We start from the raw sequence: 18206 nt of genomic DNA, 5'->3' as shown, positions 1-18206 counted from the left end.
AAGGTAGCACGGCCAGTGGTGAGAATAGCTTGCTGTTCTTTGGTTCTCATAGAAACAGAATTTGCCTGAGTATGTTGCAACTCGCTCGTTGGTAATTTGCTAATATCTGTGTGCTGTAACGTGTCTTCTGTCCCATTGGCCACAACCGCTTGATGCTTGGATTCAGGAATGATACCTGCAGCAGTCAGCAGTAGGACTATTGTGACGAAAAGACACCAAAACCTCTGAAATATACCCATTTTGTTCATGTGATAAACCTCCCCCTTATTAGCGAAGGTTTCCCGATTCACAAAATTTTATACATGAGGATCCATTTCCAGATCCTCATGGGCATATGACAGAGGTCATTATTAACGTGCTTTTAGTGTGAATGATTTCATGTCATTAGGAGATTACACGGTCTGCAATTTCCTGAGACAGCAGCTCAATGACTTCTTGAAGCGGCTTAGCTCCAATATCGCCTTCCCCACGTTTGCGGATGGAAACTGTCTGAGCATTCATTTCATTCTCGCCGACTACGAACATGTATGGCAGCTTCTCGAGCTGTGCTTCACGGATCTTATAACCCAGCTTCTCATTGCGCAGATCTGGCTCAGCAGAGATCCCACGACGGCGCAGCTTGTCCGTAACTTCCTTAGCATAATCGTCGAAGGCAGTGGATACTGGAATAACTTTAACTTGCTGTGGAGACAACCAAAGCGGCAGTGATCCCGCAAAGTTCTCTAACAAGAAAGCAACAAAGCGCTCCATAGTCCCTAAAATACCACGGTGCAGAACGACTGGACGGTGTTTCTGACCATCGTCGCCGATATATTCAAGTTCAAAGCGTTCAGGCAGCAAGAAGTCGATCTGTACAGTGGAGAGCGTTTCTTCTTTGCCTAATACAGTCTTAATCTGAACATCCAGCTTTGGACCGTAGAAGGCGGCTTCGCCTTCTGCTTCGTAGAATGGAAGACCAGCTTCTTCTACAACTTCACGCAGCATTCGCTGTGCAGTCTCCCACATTTCGTCATTCGCGTAATATTTCTCAGTATCCTTAGGATCACGATACGACAACCGGAAACGGTAGTCATTAATACCAAAGTCACTGTAAACCTGTTTAATCAACTCGATTACACGAATAAACTCACCTTTAATTTGGTCCAGACGGCAGAAAATATGGGAGTCATTAAGAGTCATCGAACGTACACGGTGTAAGCCAGTCAATGCGCCTGACATTTCATAACGGTGCTGGATACCAAGCTCAGCAATACGGATCGGCAGATCGCGGTAGCTGTGCATCGAGCTCTTATAAATCATCATGTGATGCGGGCAGTTCATTGGACGAAGAACAAACTCTTCATTATCAATTGTCATTTTAGGGAACATGTCCTCTTGATAGTGCTCCCAGTGTCCAGAAGTTTTATATAGTTCAACATTACCGAGAACTGGAGTATATACATGCTGGTATCCTAGACTTGCTTCCAAATCCACAATGTAACGTTCCAGAATACTGCGCAATTTAGCACCCTTAGGCAGCCAGATCGGCAAGCCTTGACCTACCAATTGATTAAATGTAAAGATTTCAAGCTCTTTACCCAGCTTACGGTGGTCGCGTTTCTTCGCTTCTTCAAGCAGACGAAGATGCTCATCGAGCTGTGCTTTTTTGATCCAAGCTGTCCCGTATACGCGCTGAAGCATTTTATTCTTGCTATCGCCGCGCCAGTAAGCACCAGCTACATTCATCAATTTAAAGACTTTGATCTTAGAAGTCGACGGTAAGTGTGGTCCACGGCACAAGTCGAAGAATTCGCCTTGTTCATAGATCGAAATTACACTATCTTCAGGCAATGCTTCGATTAGTTCAAGTTTGTAAGGATCACCTAGCTCACCGAATATTTGGAGCGCTTCCTTACGGCTAACTTCCTTACGTACAATTGGAAGGTTCTCAGAGATAATACGATCCATTTCTTTTTCAATCTTTAACAGATCCTCAGGATTAAGCGGATGTTCCAAATCCATATCGTAGTAGAAGCCATCTTCGATAACTGGACCTACACCAAGCTTAACTTCCTTTGTTCCATACAAACGTCTTACAGCTTGTGCCATCAAGTGGGCAGTACTGTGACGCATAACTTCCAAGCCTTCAGGTGAATCCAAAGTTACGATTTCTATCAAAGCGCCTTCCTCAAGCAGAGTGGACAGATCCACGACAATACCATTCAATTTCCCTGCCACCGCATTCTTGCGAAGTCCACTACTAATAGAAGCCGCTACATCATCAATATTACTACCTTCTGCGTATTCCCGAACAGAGCCGTCCGGAAGTTTAATACTTACCATTTTAATTTCCTCCTTCATTTCCTTAAGCCAAACAACAATTTTAAATTTTTCGAAACGGAAATATCCACGCATACAAAAAACGCCCGTCCCGCAAAGGGACGAGCGATTGCACCCGTGGTTCCACCCAAATTCGATTCTCTCAATCCGCTCTTAAAGCAGAATCGAGTCAGAATCCTTCGTAAGCATGGAATAACGACCATGAACCGGCGGTTCTTACTATCCCATTTCAGGGAATTCATAACCGCAGCTACAAAGGGGTAAATCGATAGTAGGATACCGGAGGAAATTACAGCCCATGTTCCCTCTCTCTGATACGGTCCAGAACAATCCATTCATATCTTTGTCAAAGCTGTTAACGTGAATTATGGAGTAATTATAAATCTGTCCTCTCTGACAGTCAAGTCTGTAGAGGGGGCAAAATTTTGTAAACCGCAGAAACAGTCACCTACACAGACAGTTCTACATCCAGGCAACTGCGCTAGAACTGTCCTTAACAGGCTACTCTTCTCGGCGTTTCCTTTCAGGTAAGCGGCCTGCACGTTTCAAAGACTCACGCAGCAAGTATTCGATATGTCCGTTTACACTGCGAAATTCCTCTCCCGCCCAACGTTCCAACGCCTCATGCAGATCCGGATCGATCCGCAATGGAAAGCTTTTCTTGGCCGCCATGATGCACCGCCTTAATACAACGAGCCGGCGTTAATGACCGGACTCGCTCCGCGCTCCGACACGATCGCCACCATCAGATTATTGATCATGGCCGCTTTACGTTCTTCGTCAAGCTCCACTACACCACTCTCTTTAAGCTGTTTAATTGCCATATCGACCATGCCAACTGCACCTTCAACAATAATTTGACGAGCAGATAGAATGGCAGAAGCTTGCTGCCGCTGCAACATGGTGCTGGCGATTTCTGTTGAATAAGCCAAATGTGTAAGCCGGGCTTCAATGACTTCTACGCCAGATAAGGACAAGCGCTCTTGAAGCTCAGTCGCTAACTCTTTAGCAATTTCATCTGCATTGGCACGCAGGGACATCCCAGATTCATTGAAGTTATCATAAGGGTATTTGCTGGCTACATGACGCAGCGCCGTTTCACTCTGAATCTCTACGAAAGCCATGTATTTATCTACATCAAAGAGGGCTTTAGCGGAGTTAATCACCTTGAAGACGATTACTGCAGCAATTTCAATCGGATTACCTTCGACATCATTGACCTTAAGCTTCACACTGTTAAAGTTACGAACGCGTAGGGAAACCGTCTTACGAACGCTGAACGGAATGACTGCAAACAATCCACTCGTTGCGATAGTCCCAATATATTTACCAAAAAAGGTAACTACAACTGACTTATTAGGTTGTACAACCGTAATACTTGTACTTAACACTACCGCTACAACGAATAGAATGACCGATACTGCGACATACTCCTGAACAGCACCGTAAATTCCACCCCCCAAACAAACTGCAATCAATGCAATAACCCAAAATCCGCTGATAGGACGAAGCGTTTTCTCCTTCATAAAAAGCACCCCCATAAGATATTCTTTTGATATGATTATGATATCACTTTTGGATAATAATGTGTATACAGAAATGTAATAATATAATGAATTTATGTTCACAGATCCCTAACCTTCATTTTCAAGGCGTACCCAACACCAAGCTTCGATTGCGTAGAAGACATAACTAGGGAAGATTCAGCCATCTTCTGCAATGAGGCTGGCTAACGATCTAAATCTTAACCTTACAAAAAAAAACGCTTGCTGCTCAATCATCCACTAAACGGATTAACGAGCAACAAGCGTTAAATTGATTTATATATTAGTTCTGCATGATGAAATCATTAGCAATTTTCGCATTCGGGTCATCGAACACGCGCAGAATATCGTAGCGTGTATTCCGCTGTGCCGGGATTTTGCCTGCTTCGCGGATCAATTGAGTAATCGACTCGATGTTGACCTTGTAGGTCGCACCCGCAGAAGATACTACGTTTTCTTCAATCATTGTACTGCCGAAATCGTTGCAGCCATATTGAAGGGAAAGCTTGCCCACCTCTGGTCCCATTGTTACCCAAGAGGATTGGAAGTTCTTAATGTTGTCTAGAACAAGGCGACTAATGGCTACCGTCTTCAGGTATTCCTCAGGCGTTTGTCTATCCAGCTTCAGGTTGGTATTGTCCGGTTGGAATGTCCAAGAGATAAAGGCCAAGAAACCCTCTGAATCGTATTTGTTGGCAATACACTCGTCCTGAGCCTCACGCACACGAAGTAAGTGCAGTGCCCGTTCTTCCATACTCTCACCAAGTCCAATGACCATCGTAGCTGTCGTATTCATACCGATCTTATGCGCTGTCTGCATTACGTCCATCCACTCGCGCCATGAGCCTTTAAGTCGGCTGATCTTACGGCGTGTACGATCATCGAGAATTTCCGCTCCCCCACCTGGTAATGAATCCAGGCCAGCAGCATGGATTTCACGCACAACTTCTTCGAGCGATAATCCAGATACTTCTTTCATCTTCATAATCTCAGCAGGAGAGAAGGAATGCATTGTAATCTCAGGAAAACGTTGCTTAATTCCGCGAAGTATATCGGTATAATAGCTGAAAGGAAGATTTGGGTTCGTACCGCCTTGCATCAGTATTTCTGTACCATTTACAGCGATAGTCTCAGCAATTTTTTGGTAAATCGTCTCATCCGGCAGTACATATCCCTCATCAGAGCCCGGTCTGCGATAAAATGCGCAGAAACGACAGTAGACATCACATACATTCGTATAGTTAATATTACGACCAATTACAAACGTGGCCATCGGGTCTGGATGCCAGCGTTCCATTATGGTGTTTGCAGCTGCACCCATTTTCTCAATTTCGTTGCTCTCGAACAGTCGGATGGTATCTTCCAATTGGAGACGTTCACCCCGTAGGGCTTTGTCCAAAATAAGATCTATCGCACTCATCGTTCGCATCCTCCTTCTAAACCCTTAGGGGTATGATAGAATCACAAAATTACAGGAAGAAAAAACGTTGTCTCTTTTTCAAGATGACAACCCTTTCTCATACAATTGAACAGTTCATTTCCTCATCGTATCACAATCTGAACAGCTTGAAAAATGCTTTTACATTCTTCGCAAATTCCCATCCAGAAGAAAAGCAGCATCGCACTTAGCGATACTGCTAGTTATCCTCTATTTTTCCACTAACGCTTGAGTGAACATCTCTTGCTGTTACTCGGGGTCAATTTCTGTCTTAGCAGCTTCCAGGGCGTGGCCAAGATCAGCAATCAAATCCTCTGCATGTTCAATACCGACGGAGAAACGTAGCAATCGGTCATCTACCCCCACAGCATTTCGAATCTCCACTGGAATATCAGCATGCGTTTGTACAGCCGGATAAGTCATAAGTGACTCTACGCCGCCAAGGCTCTCTGCGAATGCAATCAGACGAATATGACGAAGAAGCGGCTCCACGTATCTGGCATCTTTTAATTTGAAAGAAAAAATACCGGTATTGCCTGAAGATTGGCGATTCTGGATTTCATGTCCTGGATGATCCGGCAATCCTGGATGGAACACTTCCGCAACCGCTGGATGCTCTAATAAGTATCGAGCAATCGCTAGTGCATTGCTCTCATGACGCTCCATACGCAGCGCCAATGTCTTCAAGCCTCTCATCAACTGATAACTGTCTGTTGGTCCAAGTACAGCTCCAATAGAGTTATGTAGAATAGCTATTTCAGCTGATAATTCTACACCCTTGGATACAATTAGGCCTGCCAGTACATCATTATGACCACCCAAATACTTAGTAGCGCTATGAACTACAATATCCGCACCTAATTCTATAGGCCGTTGGAAGAATGGAGTCAGCAGGGTATTATCTACAATGCTAAGTAACCCATGGTGACGTGCCCAAGTGCATACAGCTTCAATATCCGTGATCATCATAAGTGGATTCGTTGGCGTTTCAATAAATACAGCTTTCGTATTTGGACGACGTGAAGCTTCCAGTGCATCCAAATCATTCGTGTCTACATAAGAAGCAGTGATTCCAAACTTGGACATAATCCGTTCCAACAAACGATAGGTACCGCCGTAAAGATCCAGCGAAACGATCAAATGGTCGCCTTGAGCGAACAAGGTAAGCACCGTTTGTATCGCTGCCATCCCTGAGCTACAAGCAAATCCTGCATCTCCAGATTCCAGTTCCGCAGCTGCATTCTCAAGTACTGAACGGGTCGGACTCTTGGTGCGGCTATAATCAAACCCTGTGCTCTGACCGAGTTTTGGATGACGAAATGCCGTTGCATTATAAATCGGAAAATTAATTGCTCCAGTGGCTGGATCTTCTTGAGAACCTATTTGAGCCAGTCTACTTTCAATCCTAAGTTTGTCATCCATGATTAATGCCTCCTAATTTATATTGTAGCGTTATTATTAATAAACAATCGGGTCGATATCATAAGGCGTTTCTTGATATACATAGTAATTGAGCCAGTTAGAGAATAATAAATTGGCATGCGCACGCCATACTGCTGGAGGTGTACGTTCTGGATCATCTTTAGGGAAGTAATGTTTCGGCAAAGCCATCTCCATCCCTCTAGACACATCACGGTCATATTCCCATTTCAAGGATAGAGGATCATATTCGGAATGTCCGGTCACAAATATTTGTTTTCCGTCGTTTGTAGCCACTAGATACATACCAGCTTCTTCGGATTCCGCCAGAATCTGCAGATCTGGATTATTCTCAATATCTTCACGGGAGACATCGGTATGACGAGAGTGTGGTACATGGAACACCTCGTCAAAGCCGCGCAACAGTTTAATGTTATTTTGATTAATCGTATGAGGGAAGACGCCAAAACATTTCTCAGGCAATGCCACTTTACGAACACCAAAATGATGATATAAGCCTGCCTGTGCCGCCCAACAAATATGCATAGTTGAAGTCACATTGTCCTTGCTCCATTCAAAAATTTCTTTCAGCTCTTCCCAATACGATACTTCCTCGAACTCCATTTGTTCTACAGGAGCACCTGTAACGATTAAACCATCCAAACGGCGGTGGCTGATCTCGTCAAAGGTTTTGTAAAAGCTCTTCAAATGTTCCGCAGAAGTATTCTTGGAAATATGGGAACGCGGATGCAATAAAGTAACATCAACTTGTAGTGGCGAATTTCCAATTAAACGCAGCAATTGAGTCTCTGTCGTCTCTTTAGTCGGCATGAGGTTCAGAATAGCAATCCGTAGTGGACGGATATCCTGATGGAAAGCCTGACTTTCGTCCATCACAAAAATATTTTCTCCGGATAGTACTTCTTTCGCCGGTAAACTGTCGGGAATTTTAATTGGCATTGTCTTTCCACTCCTTAGCTGAATTTAGTTGTTTTGCCGCACTGCGGCTTGCTGAACAATAAAAAGACCTTCCTCGGAAATCGAGAAAGGTCATATCTACAGTCATATGCGCCTCTCTCATCTGCCAGAATGTTCCTGAAGACGATTAGACGTCTGCAGAAATTCCGCAAGAATTAGCACCGTGCGTTTACACGCCGGTTGCCGGGTTTCATAGGGCTAGTCCCTCCACCTGCTCTTGATAAGATTTAGCTGTATTCAATTAAATTACTTTAAAATTCACTTTAAATCATGAACCTCCTTTTCGTCAAGTCCATACAATGCTGAAGAAGCCTCAAAATCACAATAAATTTGCTTGAAAGAGGCATACTCCGTTGTTATACTAGACAAGTATTTCATACCTGAACGAAAAGAAGAGGTGAGAAGAAGAATGGAAGGCGACCCGAGCTCGCAAATATGTGTACAGAATGAGCAACCACACAGGATAATCATCAGCTTGCCGGCGGCGGGAGCAGTTCTTCTTCATGCCCTCGAAACGTCATTTGGCCCTATGTATTGATTGTAACGCCCGGCCAAGCTGATTTTTTTCTCTGTGCTTAATTTAGCAGTCCCTAGTGAAGACCTGGGGATAGGAGGAGTGAAATCAGATGAAAATCCGGCTGGTGAATGCAGGGGTTTTTACACCTATTGATGAAATTGATGAAACACTAACACCCCCAACGGAAGGGTTCTATTGGATTGACGCCGATGTTGAGGATTTGGAGCTGCTTCAGCCCTTATTCAACCTACATGATCTTGCTGTTGAGGATTGCCTTAGCGAAGAGGATCAGCGTCCGAAGATCGAAATATACGAAAGTCACTACTTTATAGTTGTAAATAGCATCCGCTTTGACGATGAAGAAATTTTCCTACGGGCGCTCAATGTATTCCTCGGAAGACATTACATCATCACTGTCACGAAGCAAAAGATCAATGAACTACGAATCCTGAAGCCTATGCTCTGGGAGCAAGAAGTAAGTGAACCGGATATGTTCCTTTACTTACTAATTGACCTTGTCGTGGATAACTATTTCTCCGTCGGCGACCGAATTGAAGCTCGGATTGAGAAGCTGGAAGAAGATATTCTCATGCATACCAAAAAGTCACATCTCAGTGAAATTATCGGTCTGCGAAGTGAAATTCTATGGTTGAAGAAAATGCTGGGGCCACAAAAAGAAGTAATCAATACCCTAAATAAAAAAGACCTCCGTCTGATTGATGATCAGCTGCAGAAATATTTTAGCGACATTTATGAAAATGCGGTTAAAATATCTGAAACCTTTGAGACATATCGCGATCTCATGGGCAACTTACGAGAGGCATACCAATCCAGTATCGCCAACCGTGCGAATGAAATTATGAGAGTTTTTACTGCGATCACAACAATATTCATGCCCCTGACCGTAATTACCGGAATCTACGGTATGAACTTTGATCATATGCCTGAGCTTCATACAAAATATGGCTATTATGGCGTTATAGGTGTTATGTTGACGTTAGGCTGTGGGATGCTGTATGTTTTCCGCAAGAAGGAATGGCTATGAAACGAACCGGACGAATAAGCAAGACGAAGGCCCTGTAACCGAAAGGTATAAGGAAGCCTTCGTCTTTTTGGTATGCGCGAATTTAAAAACTGGTCGCCATGCCTACCTTATGCGTTTGCTCCCGGCGGAAACGGATGCGGATCAATCGCAGACGCTCATAATAAATATCCAATCCTTCAGCAGCGGAAAAATCGTCACCATACACCTTATGTAACACCGGTTTTAAGAAAAGGTCTCCAAGCTCCTCATAGGCATTCCATATCGCATCCTGCTCATGCTGCGGCATATTGCCAAGCTCTACATGGATCAGCTTCTCGACGGAATAACCCTCTCTTTCTAGCTCCTCTACCGCTTCAATCAGTTCACGCCGGTTCACTCCACTGTTCACCTTAAGCTGTTCCAAGCCCAATCCATTCTCGATCCCCTGTAACATAATCCTCCGCAAGCGAAGTCGTTCTAGCTGCTTCTTATATTTGACCTCTTTCTGTTTATAAAGCCAAGATACGAAAGACTCCTCTTCAATTACTTCATATACCCAATTTAGAGGGAAGGAATGTTCCCTTGCCACCGCAGTAGTTATAGCCAGCCAATCGGCCCCAAACTGTGTTACCTTGCCTTCTCCTACACCCGGAATTTGCATCAGTTCCTCTGGCGTATGCGGTAGAAATGTACTTAACAAGCGCAATAGACGATTGCTGGCGAGAATATAGGGTGCCTTCCGTTCACTCGAAGCCTTACCACGGCGCCAAGCACATAACTCTTCATAAATGGCTTCATTCCCATAATGTTCACTGTAATATTGAAGCTTCAGCTGCTCCTGATTACGTCCGCTAAGACTATCCTCCTCGTGGAATATCCCATCGATTAAGGGTCGATAGCCATCTCCCATCTTCACCGCTAGCTCATGCCTGTATACACAGAGCATTTCATTCCAAGATCCACCTTCATACCATAAATTCTCAATGTAATTCTCCCCTCCTGAAAAATCACGCCAGCCCAGACTCCAGATCCCCTCTTCCTCTCCAATCCACAGCTGGGCGTACACCTCTTGATCCACTTCAGATATTCTGGATAAACGGTTCATAAATACAATTTGCATATTCATCCCTACCTTTCTCAACTTACAGCAAGCACAATAACCTTCCGGGAAGAGCTTCCCTCGGAGCGAACAAATCCTTTCGCAATCAGACCCCGAACGCAAAAAAGCACCTCTCTCACGATAAACGCGAAAGAGGTGCTCCCTCATTAATGCTATACTGTTAGATCCTACAATACCATATATTACCGAACAGTCAATGTCTTTTTATACTAGCTTCTAGCTAGAGCTAATGTAGCCAATCCAATCGCTCCAGCAAGCCCTGCATTGTCTCCAAGACCTGGTGAGACAACATAATTATCGATGTCGACATTAAGCGATGGATGTTGAACATATCCGCTCAATAACTCTTGCAGCTTAGTGCGAATTAACGGGAATAGGTGGCTTTGCTTCATAACACCACCGCCCATTACGATTTTTTGAGGAGACAGAATCAGCACATAGTTCATGAGTGCATGGGCAAGATAGTGAGCTTCCATCTCCCATGCCGGATGGTCCACTGGTAGCTCTCCAGCCGGTTGTCCCCAGCGTTTGCCGATCCCCGGACCTGCGGCTAATCCTTCAAGACAATCGCCATGATAAGGGCAGTAACCCTCAAACGTATCCTCTGGATGTCTACGAACTAGAATATGTCCCATCTCAGGATGTGACAATCCATGAACCATCTGGCCGCCAACAACCGCTCCTGCTCCAATCCCTGTCCCAACCGTTATGTAAAGACAGCTGTCCAGACCTTTAGCCGCTCCCCATTTACTCTCCGCAAGCGCTGCACCATTCACATCCGTGTCAAAGCCGATCGGAACGTTAAATTGTTCAGCCATTGTGCCTACCAGATTATATTGTCCCCAGTGGGGTTTTGGTGTCGTTGTTATGTAACCATAAGTAGGGCTGTCCAGTACGGGATCAATCGGTCCAAAAGATCCGATTCCGAATGCTTCTACATTTTTCTCTTTAAAATAGTCTATTACTAGTCCCATCGTTTCTTCCGGTGTTGTTGTCGGAAAGCTAACTCGGTCAACAATGGTACCGTCCTCATAACCAATCCCACATACAAACTTTGTTCCGCCTGCTTCAATCGCTCCCAATAGCTTCACAGCAATTATCTCCCTTTCTCTAGTTAGAAATTGATACGCTACCCATACACAAATGAATAATACCATTAAAAAAAGCAATCACCAGCCCTAATTATACGTCGAATGAAGCGCTATCACAACAAGTATAAACACCTTTTGCGTCCTTATAAGGACGCAAAAGGTGTTTAAGAGAGAAAGCTAAGGATAATGTATAGTGTAAAACTTATACGTTCTTATCTTTTAACAAAGCACCCTCCATGCATCTTTGCATGGAGGGTGCTGTCATTTAGTTATTCAAGTCGTCGAACATGGAGCCTTTTACCGTAACCTCAATCTGATCCAGCGGCTTAATGCCGACCAGCTTGCCTAAAGATTTGTAAGCATTGCTACTCTTAGACAGCTCCACATCCGCCAGCCAAGCCTTGACATAATACTTGCCGTCTGGCATTTCAGCTGTAGTATAGACAGGAAGTTTGTCTTTGTTGATCGTAATGGTCACCGTAGACTTCTCTGTGATCTTGTACATATGCTGATTCAAGCCCACATATTCACGGTATTTGAAATTGCTGAAGCTTCCCAGTGTACTAGATTGTGAATAACCCTCTAGTATATTCTTCCAGAATTCATGGGTGCCTTCATCCTCTTCTCTATTCTGGGAATATGGAATTTCTTCCACCTCTTTAGTAAAGCTATTCTCAACCGTAAGTAATTTCGCGTTATTAACGCCCGTGTTATCCTCGACAGATAAAGCTGCTGGCTTTCTTGCAAAGTTATTGCCGCTTTTGCTCAGGGGTTCATTCCGGAGATTAACCGCAACCTTATCGTTATTGATATACATAAGATCCGTTTCATAGCGGAAAGAATTCGTAAGGTCCTCAACAAGCTCCTTATGGTCCTTCGTGTCTTTATCTGTGTCCTTAAACGTAACCGTCTCCAGTGTAAAGGAATAGGTTCCAACAGGGTTAAAATAATATCCCGATTTAATCGGATAATCATATCCTTGCAGCTGTTTATCGGTTGCAAACACGGCATTATCGTAATCAGATTTGTTATTCAGCATTTTTTTAGCGGTATCTCTGGCTTTCTTATAAGCTTTAGCCATGCTATTCTCAACCTTCCAGCCAATGTCTGCACTGGCCTGCTGTGTAAAGATCCGCTCGAATTTCCCCCTTACCTTCGTCCATTCCTTCAGGACCTTATTCTCATCTTCATGAGCCATCCAGCGGATTACATTATAAGGGGAAGGCTCACTTGTCCAGAGGAGCTCTCTGATTAAAGAATCTGCCTGATTCTTGTCTATTGAATTCTTGTATAGCTTCGGTGCGATTTGTTCGAGACCGTTATAAATATAAGTACGAATGGTTTTGACATCTTGCCCAGGTGTAAATGGAGCCGAAGTGGTTCCACTCTCCGTATACGTTTGACAAGATTCAACATCTTGGCCTTCTGCGTTCTTACTGGTGCTGCAAACCTGATAATCACGCGTATAATTTCTGCTCACGGTACCCTGGAAACTGATATTGCCCGACTTTTGATTAGGAGAGTACGGAGCCGGATTACTATACCATTTGCCGTTAACCGGATCATCGCCAAAATCAGGGCGCTGCAAACTAGCTATAATGTCGGGTTGTCTAATGATTGTACTGGCAGCCTCGTCAACCACCGGATTGTTCTTCACTTGGAAATAGCGATAGATAGCATCCGAATTATTGGTTACTTCCAAAGCACCGGTAGCATTTCCACTCCAAGTGAAATCAGCATATGGCGGCTGTAAAACGGCCTTAATTGCTGCGCCATCTGCTAACCCGAATTTCACTTTTCTCGATAACACATTGTAATCCAGATCAAAGGAGCCTTTGGTTGTTGGCATCGCGTTGACCTTCTTAATCCATCCGTAAAGCTCATTATTTCCGTACATGACTTCCTTAGGTGACTTCTGCCTATTCAGATTAAACTGGATGTATATATCTTCCTCAGGCATTGTAAATGTCGCGTAAAGAATCTTGTCCGCCGTATTAGCCGCAAGCGTAATTTTACCTGCTAATGTTGACGCATGACCGTGGTATCTTACAGGGATTTCCTTTCCGTTACTCGTGATCTTCCATGCGTAATCTGTCGTTTTCTCGATAGCGAAGCTAGATCTCAGTCTGATCCCGACGGTTACCTCTTGTCCCGCTACTGCGCCGGTCGGCATGGTTTCGAAATGAGGGGATAGGTCATTTGCCTGCAAAATAAACGGAGCGATAGGAATACCTAAGTAAGTAATATTTCCATCCGATCCTTGAATGTAAATCCTGCCTGATCCCCACGAAAGATATGTAGGGGGCTGTAGGACGTGAACATAATCTATCCATTGTCCACCTTTAGACGGGGTTGCATCCCTTGTATACACAGGTTTGTCTTTGAAATTGCTGTTTTGATTGTTGTACATAAATTTCTCATACAATTTCCCTGCATAATTCTCATTTAATCCCGTAATAATAGATTGTTCAAAAGTGCCTTTGGATTTCAGTAGATATTCGTTGTTCGTATTGGTATATCTATCAAAATCATTTCTTTGAATTCCTAGTAAAGCAGCTTTTAACCATGGTTCCTTAATCATGTTGAAATTCTGAATTTGGGTACCACTCCACCCGGCATACCAAGGGGCTCCTTCTGTAGATACGGAATCCCCAGTAACTGTATATCCAGAATAGGCATACATATTGTTTTTATAGGTCAACACCGGTCCATGGCTTTGTCCATAAACCATATCAAAATTAAATGTTTTTGAATCCATGTTTTTTTGCAACAAGTCTGTTCTTAACGCACCGAATCCCGATTGGATAGGATAATAATTAGCCTCACCATATAAATTTTCCATATCCTCATTGATATGTTTAATAACTTCTGCTGTTGTTGTTGGAATATTATCACCCGCCTCTGCTGAGACAACAGAAGTAACAAGCGTTTGAATGATTATAATGATAAAGCTAAACCATAATGATTTTTTCATTTAGTCACCTATTCCATAAATGATCTGATTATCGTTTACTTTACTTTTTTTGCAATCCAATTCCAATCTCGCCCATAGCCTGAGAATTAACAAAAATCTTAAACTCCTTTGCCTCAAACCACTTAAGCGGCAATGCATCACTTCTTTGCTTTTTGGTTCGGACATAATTCATGATGGAATCAACGACATTGCCCTCAATTTTTTGGCGAAGAATGGCTTCTGCTTCATTCATAGCTTGAACTGGATCTGTGCCTACCTTTGTAAAACTAATGCTAAATTGCATAATGATTTGGTCGGGTTCTGGGTCCACTGTCTCATAAACTACCATTTTCGATGCTGATACATAAGCTGGATCACTATTCGGTCCCATTTCTGTATACGGAATCTTAAATCCATGGACAGTCGCCTCTTTAGGCTCTGTTGAAGGCTTGCTGCTGCTTGGAGGAGGCTCATTCCCCGGAGTAGTGATGTAAACCGTCTTCACGGCATCATCCCATTTCACGTTTACGCCGAGTCCTTCATATACAAATCTCAGCGGGACAAACGTTCTTGATTGTTTAAATAGTGCAGCCGTATCCATTTGTTTCGTTTTTCCATTTAGCTCATAACTTTTTTTCCCGATATAGACACCCATTGTTTTGCCTTCAAGCGAGATTGTGGCTTTTTTAGCCTTACTGTCCCATAAGACCTTAGCTCCAAGTGCTTCACTTATAAAGCGAACCGGAAGCTGGACTCTTTGCTGAGCATCGATAAAAGGCTGGGCATCTGGAAAAATAACTTTTTCTCCATTTACTACTACCCTCAATGGAAGACTTGCTGCGAGACTAATAAAACTCGAAGAAAACAGGGTTACCATTAGCAAGACTACCAGCGAACTCATTAATTTTTTCATTTAACTGCTCCTCTCCATTTAGTTACCTTTAACTTTAGGAATCCAATTCAAATCCCACCCATAGCCTGAGAGTTAACAACATTGTTACAGTCCTTTGCCTCAAACCATTTAAGCGGCAATGCTCTCATCGCTTCACCCTCTCACTACGTCATCTCTTAGTTCAGGTACATAGTGTTAGTACTTGCACGGGCTGCTGCAACAATCTTGGATTCGATTTCCCGATATTTTGTTACGGTGTATCTTAGGCCTGCGGTTTTGCTGTTTATCGCTGTTGTTACACGACTTTTCTGTATTCGGACTTCATTGCTTAAACGCTGAACTTCTCTTAATTGGGCTTGAACATAAGATTCACTGTATGCTCCGCCCACGTTGGAACTTACTCCAGAAGCTAGGGACAATATCCTCTCGACAGCTTCAGCAATGTTTTCTTCCTTACGCACCAGACTTTTCTGCAGACTCTCCAGTTTATCCATATTCGCCAAGATCCTGGCGCCTTGAATAACACTAGCAGATGCAACTGCAATCTTCATAATGGTTTTTGTTATGGTTGATTTGATTTTGCTGATCGCTGAATCTTTAATCGTGCGGACGCCAGCGATAAATTCATCCTTGGTTTTCTTGATTTTAGATTTTACACTTTGGAATATATCGCCCATTTTCTTCATGGCTTTATCTTTTACACTAATCCAATATTCCTTTTGAGCTTTTACATATTGAATGGTGTTATCCACAAACCGATTGAAACCATCTTTTAATTTGGTCATAAAGTCGGATACTGCATGTCTCACTTTTTGTGCAAATTCAACAATTTTATCACCGATCAAATTAGTCACTCGAACAGCTTCTATAACCATGTTCGTTACAAATTCAACACTTTGATTATAGAAGGAAACCACTCTCTCCTTAATGTCCTCTACCTTTTGCTCTATCCAGGGAATCACACTGTCCATGACAAAACCGATCACATAGAGCGCAACTAGTGCTTTTATAGTGCTGACTAACACGGCTAATGCTGCAGTTACGGCTGCCGTAACAACGGCAACAGGCCCTACAGTTACCATTAATAACCCTACTACTGCTATTCCCGCTAACGCTAAAGGCCGAAGATCCACTTCTCCATCTAATACTTTGAATACCCCTTCAACCATACTCACCTTCAGAACATCAGGGACGACCTCCAAACCAACCGTAATATTATGCACGAGGTTAGGGACCAAGGCCCGGGTCTGAGATTCAGAACGTTGAAAGGTTTCATTGTTCTCATCGATCTTCAGTGAGAATAGAGAGTGATGAGCCAGACCGGCCTCCCCTTCTGATTTAGTATCAATATAAATACCCGATGAAGGATTTCTAAACAAGGCCGGAACAATGTCATTTTTATTTCTGAATTCTTTGATTTTTCCGTTTTCATTCATTTCATCGATATTCGATTTGAACTTATCTAGCACATCTCCATTAAATCCCGGAGCATTGAAGGTTGAAGCCGAAACGAGATATTTACGCAGATCCTCCGGCAAAATAAAGGAAGAATATAAGGCCAGGTTGCCGCCGAGCGAGTGCCCGGTCAAATATAAATCATAACTGCCGTCGGTCTTAAAGCTTTCCATGTATTCTCTGGCTTCCGCTTGCTGAATAGCTTCGGTGGAATACGCCGTAGTGCCGTTATTTTTCCAGTCATTGCGGTAAAGTGGGTTATCTATGGGTTCACTACCCCGAAAAGCTGCAACTTTTTCCCCTGTTTGGGTATCGACAGTGAAAGCAACAAAGCCTGATTCCTCTTGCTTATTATTGGAGACCACATTGGAGATTTCCCAATTCTGATATTTGGGTGTATTCATCTGCTGCAGCAGATGACTCCATTGCTCGTATTCTTTTTCTCCGTTAAGATCACTGGGATAACGTTCTTTTAATTTCTGCATACCCTCGGGTGAAGAATAGTATTTGATTACATCGCTGAGTGCAATTTTATCGCCATTATTTTTGTATTGATCAGAAAGCTTGGTATCTACTCCCTGCGAATCCAATATATCTAAATAAACGAGCTGCGAAATTTGCTTCAGTTCTACTTCTGTAAGAGTATCGGCCATTATAGTCCTCCTCTCTGCTCCAAGCTCTTCACTCTTTTTTCTTTCCAGGTCTCAATAAAACCCAGAATTTTCTCGGGGGACTCTTCAACTTCACCATCCATTCCAAGGGTGTATCCAACTCTGGTCACCACACTTAGAACGCCTGACTTTTTCTCTTCGTCACTATAAAAATTATCTACGGTATCTTTTGATTTTTTAGCTTCCTCAAATTTCTCGTAAGCCTCTGGTGTGAGATAAATAATCGAAATTAGAGAATTAATGTATTGATTATCCGCAAGCTGATTAGCAAAGCTGAGATAATGTTCGGATTCAGCTTGCGAATTCATGTTTCCCTTAGCGTCCATATAATCATCTGCATTCAAATAAACTTTAACTAGTTGTGTGTTCATCGGATAATGATCCAAAAACTCCTTGTATGACATTCCAGTATCTGAATGTTCAGGGTAGGTTAACCCTGTATCGTTAGCTATGATCAGCTTACTGTCTGGCCAAATTCTTTTTGCTAGTTCTTGAATCGGCTGTTCTGCATTTTTGGCTACTGCCTGATTTAGATATTTGTCATATACCTTTTTCAGATCCTTAGTGATTTCAACAGGAACTTTTAGGGTCGCGTCATGCTTCGGTCGAACAATCGCCTTCAAAGTATTGTTGTTCATCGTTCCCCAGCTGCCGCCTATACCATCAAGAACAAATTCCTCACCATACTTTTCCTGCAAAGAACTTAAGATTTTCGTTTCCGCTTTCTCATCTTTAGAGGCACAGCCCATAAAGCTGAACATTGATAATATCAACATCAGAGTCCA

Annotated in this window: 13 protein-coding genes and 1 riboswitch; of the genes, 1 reads left to right on the top strand and 12 read right to left on the bottom strand. The window is 43.2% G+C overall.

Features of this window, described 5'->3' with window-relative positions; all coding sequences use genetic code 11:
* Window positions 1-384: 384 nt before the first annotated feature.
* The 6 genes from thrS to metA form a co-directional block, all read right to left on the bottom strand.
* Entirely contained in the window at window positions 385-2322 is a 1938-nt protein-coding gene (gene thrS, locus ACN6KS_RS08235; RefSeq protein ID WP_094870560.1) for a threonine--tRNA ligase, read from the bottom strand.
* 498 nt (window positions 2323-2820) lie between these two features.
* On the bottom strand, window positions 2821-2991 hold the full coding sequence (locus ACN6KS_RS08230) for a toxin-antitoxin system HicB family antitoxin (protein ID WP_042125648.1): 171 nt from the start codon (window positions 2989-2991) through the stop codon (window positions 2821-2823).
* 11 nt (window positions 2992-3002) lie between these two features.
* The gene (locus ACN6KS_RS08225) at window positions 3003-3845 is read right to left on the bottom strand and encodes an SPFH domain-containing protein (protein ID WP_094870523.1); all 843 of its coding nucleotides are present in this window, start codon (window positions 3843-3845) and stop codon (window positions 3003-3005) included.
* Between the two features lie 301 nt (window positions 3846-4146).
* Entirely contained in the window at window positions 4147-5283 is a 1137-nt protein-coding gene (gene mqnC, locus ACN6KS_RS08220) for a cyclic dehypoxanthinyl futalosine synthase (protein WP_094870524.1), read from the bottom strand.
* A gap of 267 nt (window positions 5284-5550) precedes the next feature.
* Window positions 5551-6723 carry an aminotransferase class I/II-fold pyridoxal phosphate-dependent enzyme gene (locus tag ACN6KS_RS08215; protein ID WP_094870525.1) on the bottom strand — a complete coding sequence of 391 codons (1173 nt, stop codon included), beginning with the start codon at window positions 6721-6723 and terminating at the stop codon, window positions 5551-5553.
* 36 nt (window positions 6724-6759) lie between these two features.
* Complete coding sequence (gene metA / locus ACN6KS_RS08210; RefSeq protein WP_042186211.1) at window positions 6760-7680, bottom strand: homoserine O-acetyltransferase MetA; 921 nt, start codon at window positions 7678-7680, stop codon at window positions 6760-6762.
* A 114-nt stretch (window positions 7681-7794) separates the two neighbouring features.
* A riboswitch (SAM riboswitch) is annotated at window positions 7795-7925 on the bottom strand.
* A gap of 399 nt (window positions 7926-8324) precedes the next feature.
* On the opposite strand from metA, the gene corA reads away from it, so the two are divergent.
* Window positions 8325-9260, top strand: coding sequence for a magnesium/cobalt transporter CorA (gene corA / locus ACN6KS_RS08205; RefSeq protein WP_042125638.1), 936 nt, complete (start codon window positions 8325-8327; stop codon window positions 9258-9260).
* Window positions 9261-9342: 82 nt separating this feature from the next.
* Here the strand turns inward: corA and ACN6KS_RS08200 are convergent, their stop codons facing one another.
* From ACN6KS_RS08200 to ACN6KS_RS08175, 6 genes are all read right to left on the bottom strand, one after another.
* Entirely contained in the window at window positions 9343-10359 is a 1017-nt protein-coding gene (locus ACN6KS_RS08200) for an HRDC domain-containing protein (protein ID WP_440961771.1), read from the bottom strand.
* Window positions 10360-10568: 209 nt separating this feature from the next.
* Window positions 10569-11450 carry an ROK family protein gene (locus ACN6KS_RS08195; RefSeq protein WP_256989830.1) on the bottom strand — a complete coding sequence of 294 codons (882 nt, stop codon included), beginning with the start codon at window positions 11448-11450 and terminating at the stop codon, window positions 10569-10571.
* A 265-nt stretch (window positions 11451-11715) separates the two neighbouring features.
* Window positions 11716-14424, bottom strand: coding sequence for a hypothetical protein (locus ACN6KS_RS08190; protein ID WP_440961770.1), 2709 nt, complete (start codon window positions 14422-14424; stop codon window positions 11716-11718).
* A 40-nt stretch (window positions 14425-14464) separates the two neighbouring features.
* A complete protein-coding gene (locus ACN6KS_RS08185) occupies window positions 14465-15316 on the bottom strand; it encodes a copper amine oxidase N-terminal domain-containing protein (protein WP_094870529.1) in 852 nt (283 codons plus the stop codon).
* A 155-nt stretch (window positions 15317-15471) separates the two neighbouring features.
* Window positions 15472-17403 (bottom strand): Mbeg1-like protein, encoded by a 1932-nt coding sequence (locus ACN6KS_RS08180; protein WP_440961769.1) that lies wholly within the window; start codon window positions 17401-17403, stop codon window positions 15472-15474.
* A complete protein-coding gene (locus tag ACN6KS_RS08175) occupies window positions 17403-18197 on the bottom strand; it encodes a hypothetical protein (protein ID WP_143812142.1) in 795 nt (264 codons plus the stop codon). The genes ACN6KS_RS08180 and ACN6KS_RS08175 overlap by 1 nt, the downstream gene beginning before the upstream one ends.
* Between the last annotated feature and the right edge of the window lie 9 nt (window positions 18198-18206).

This window comes from Paenibacillus nitricinens (assembly GCF_052056485.1).
GTDB lineage: Bacteria > Bacillota > Bacilli > Paenibacillales > Paenibacillaceae > Paenibacillus_AQ > Paenibacillus_AQ nitricinens.
This window is presented reverse-complemented; position numbering and strand designations above follow the sequence as displayed.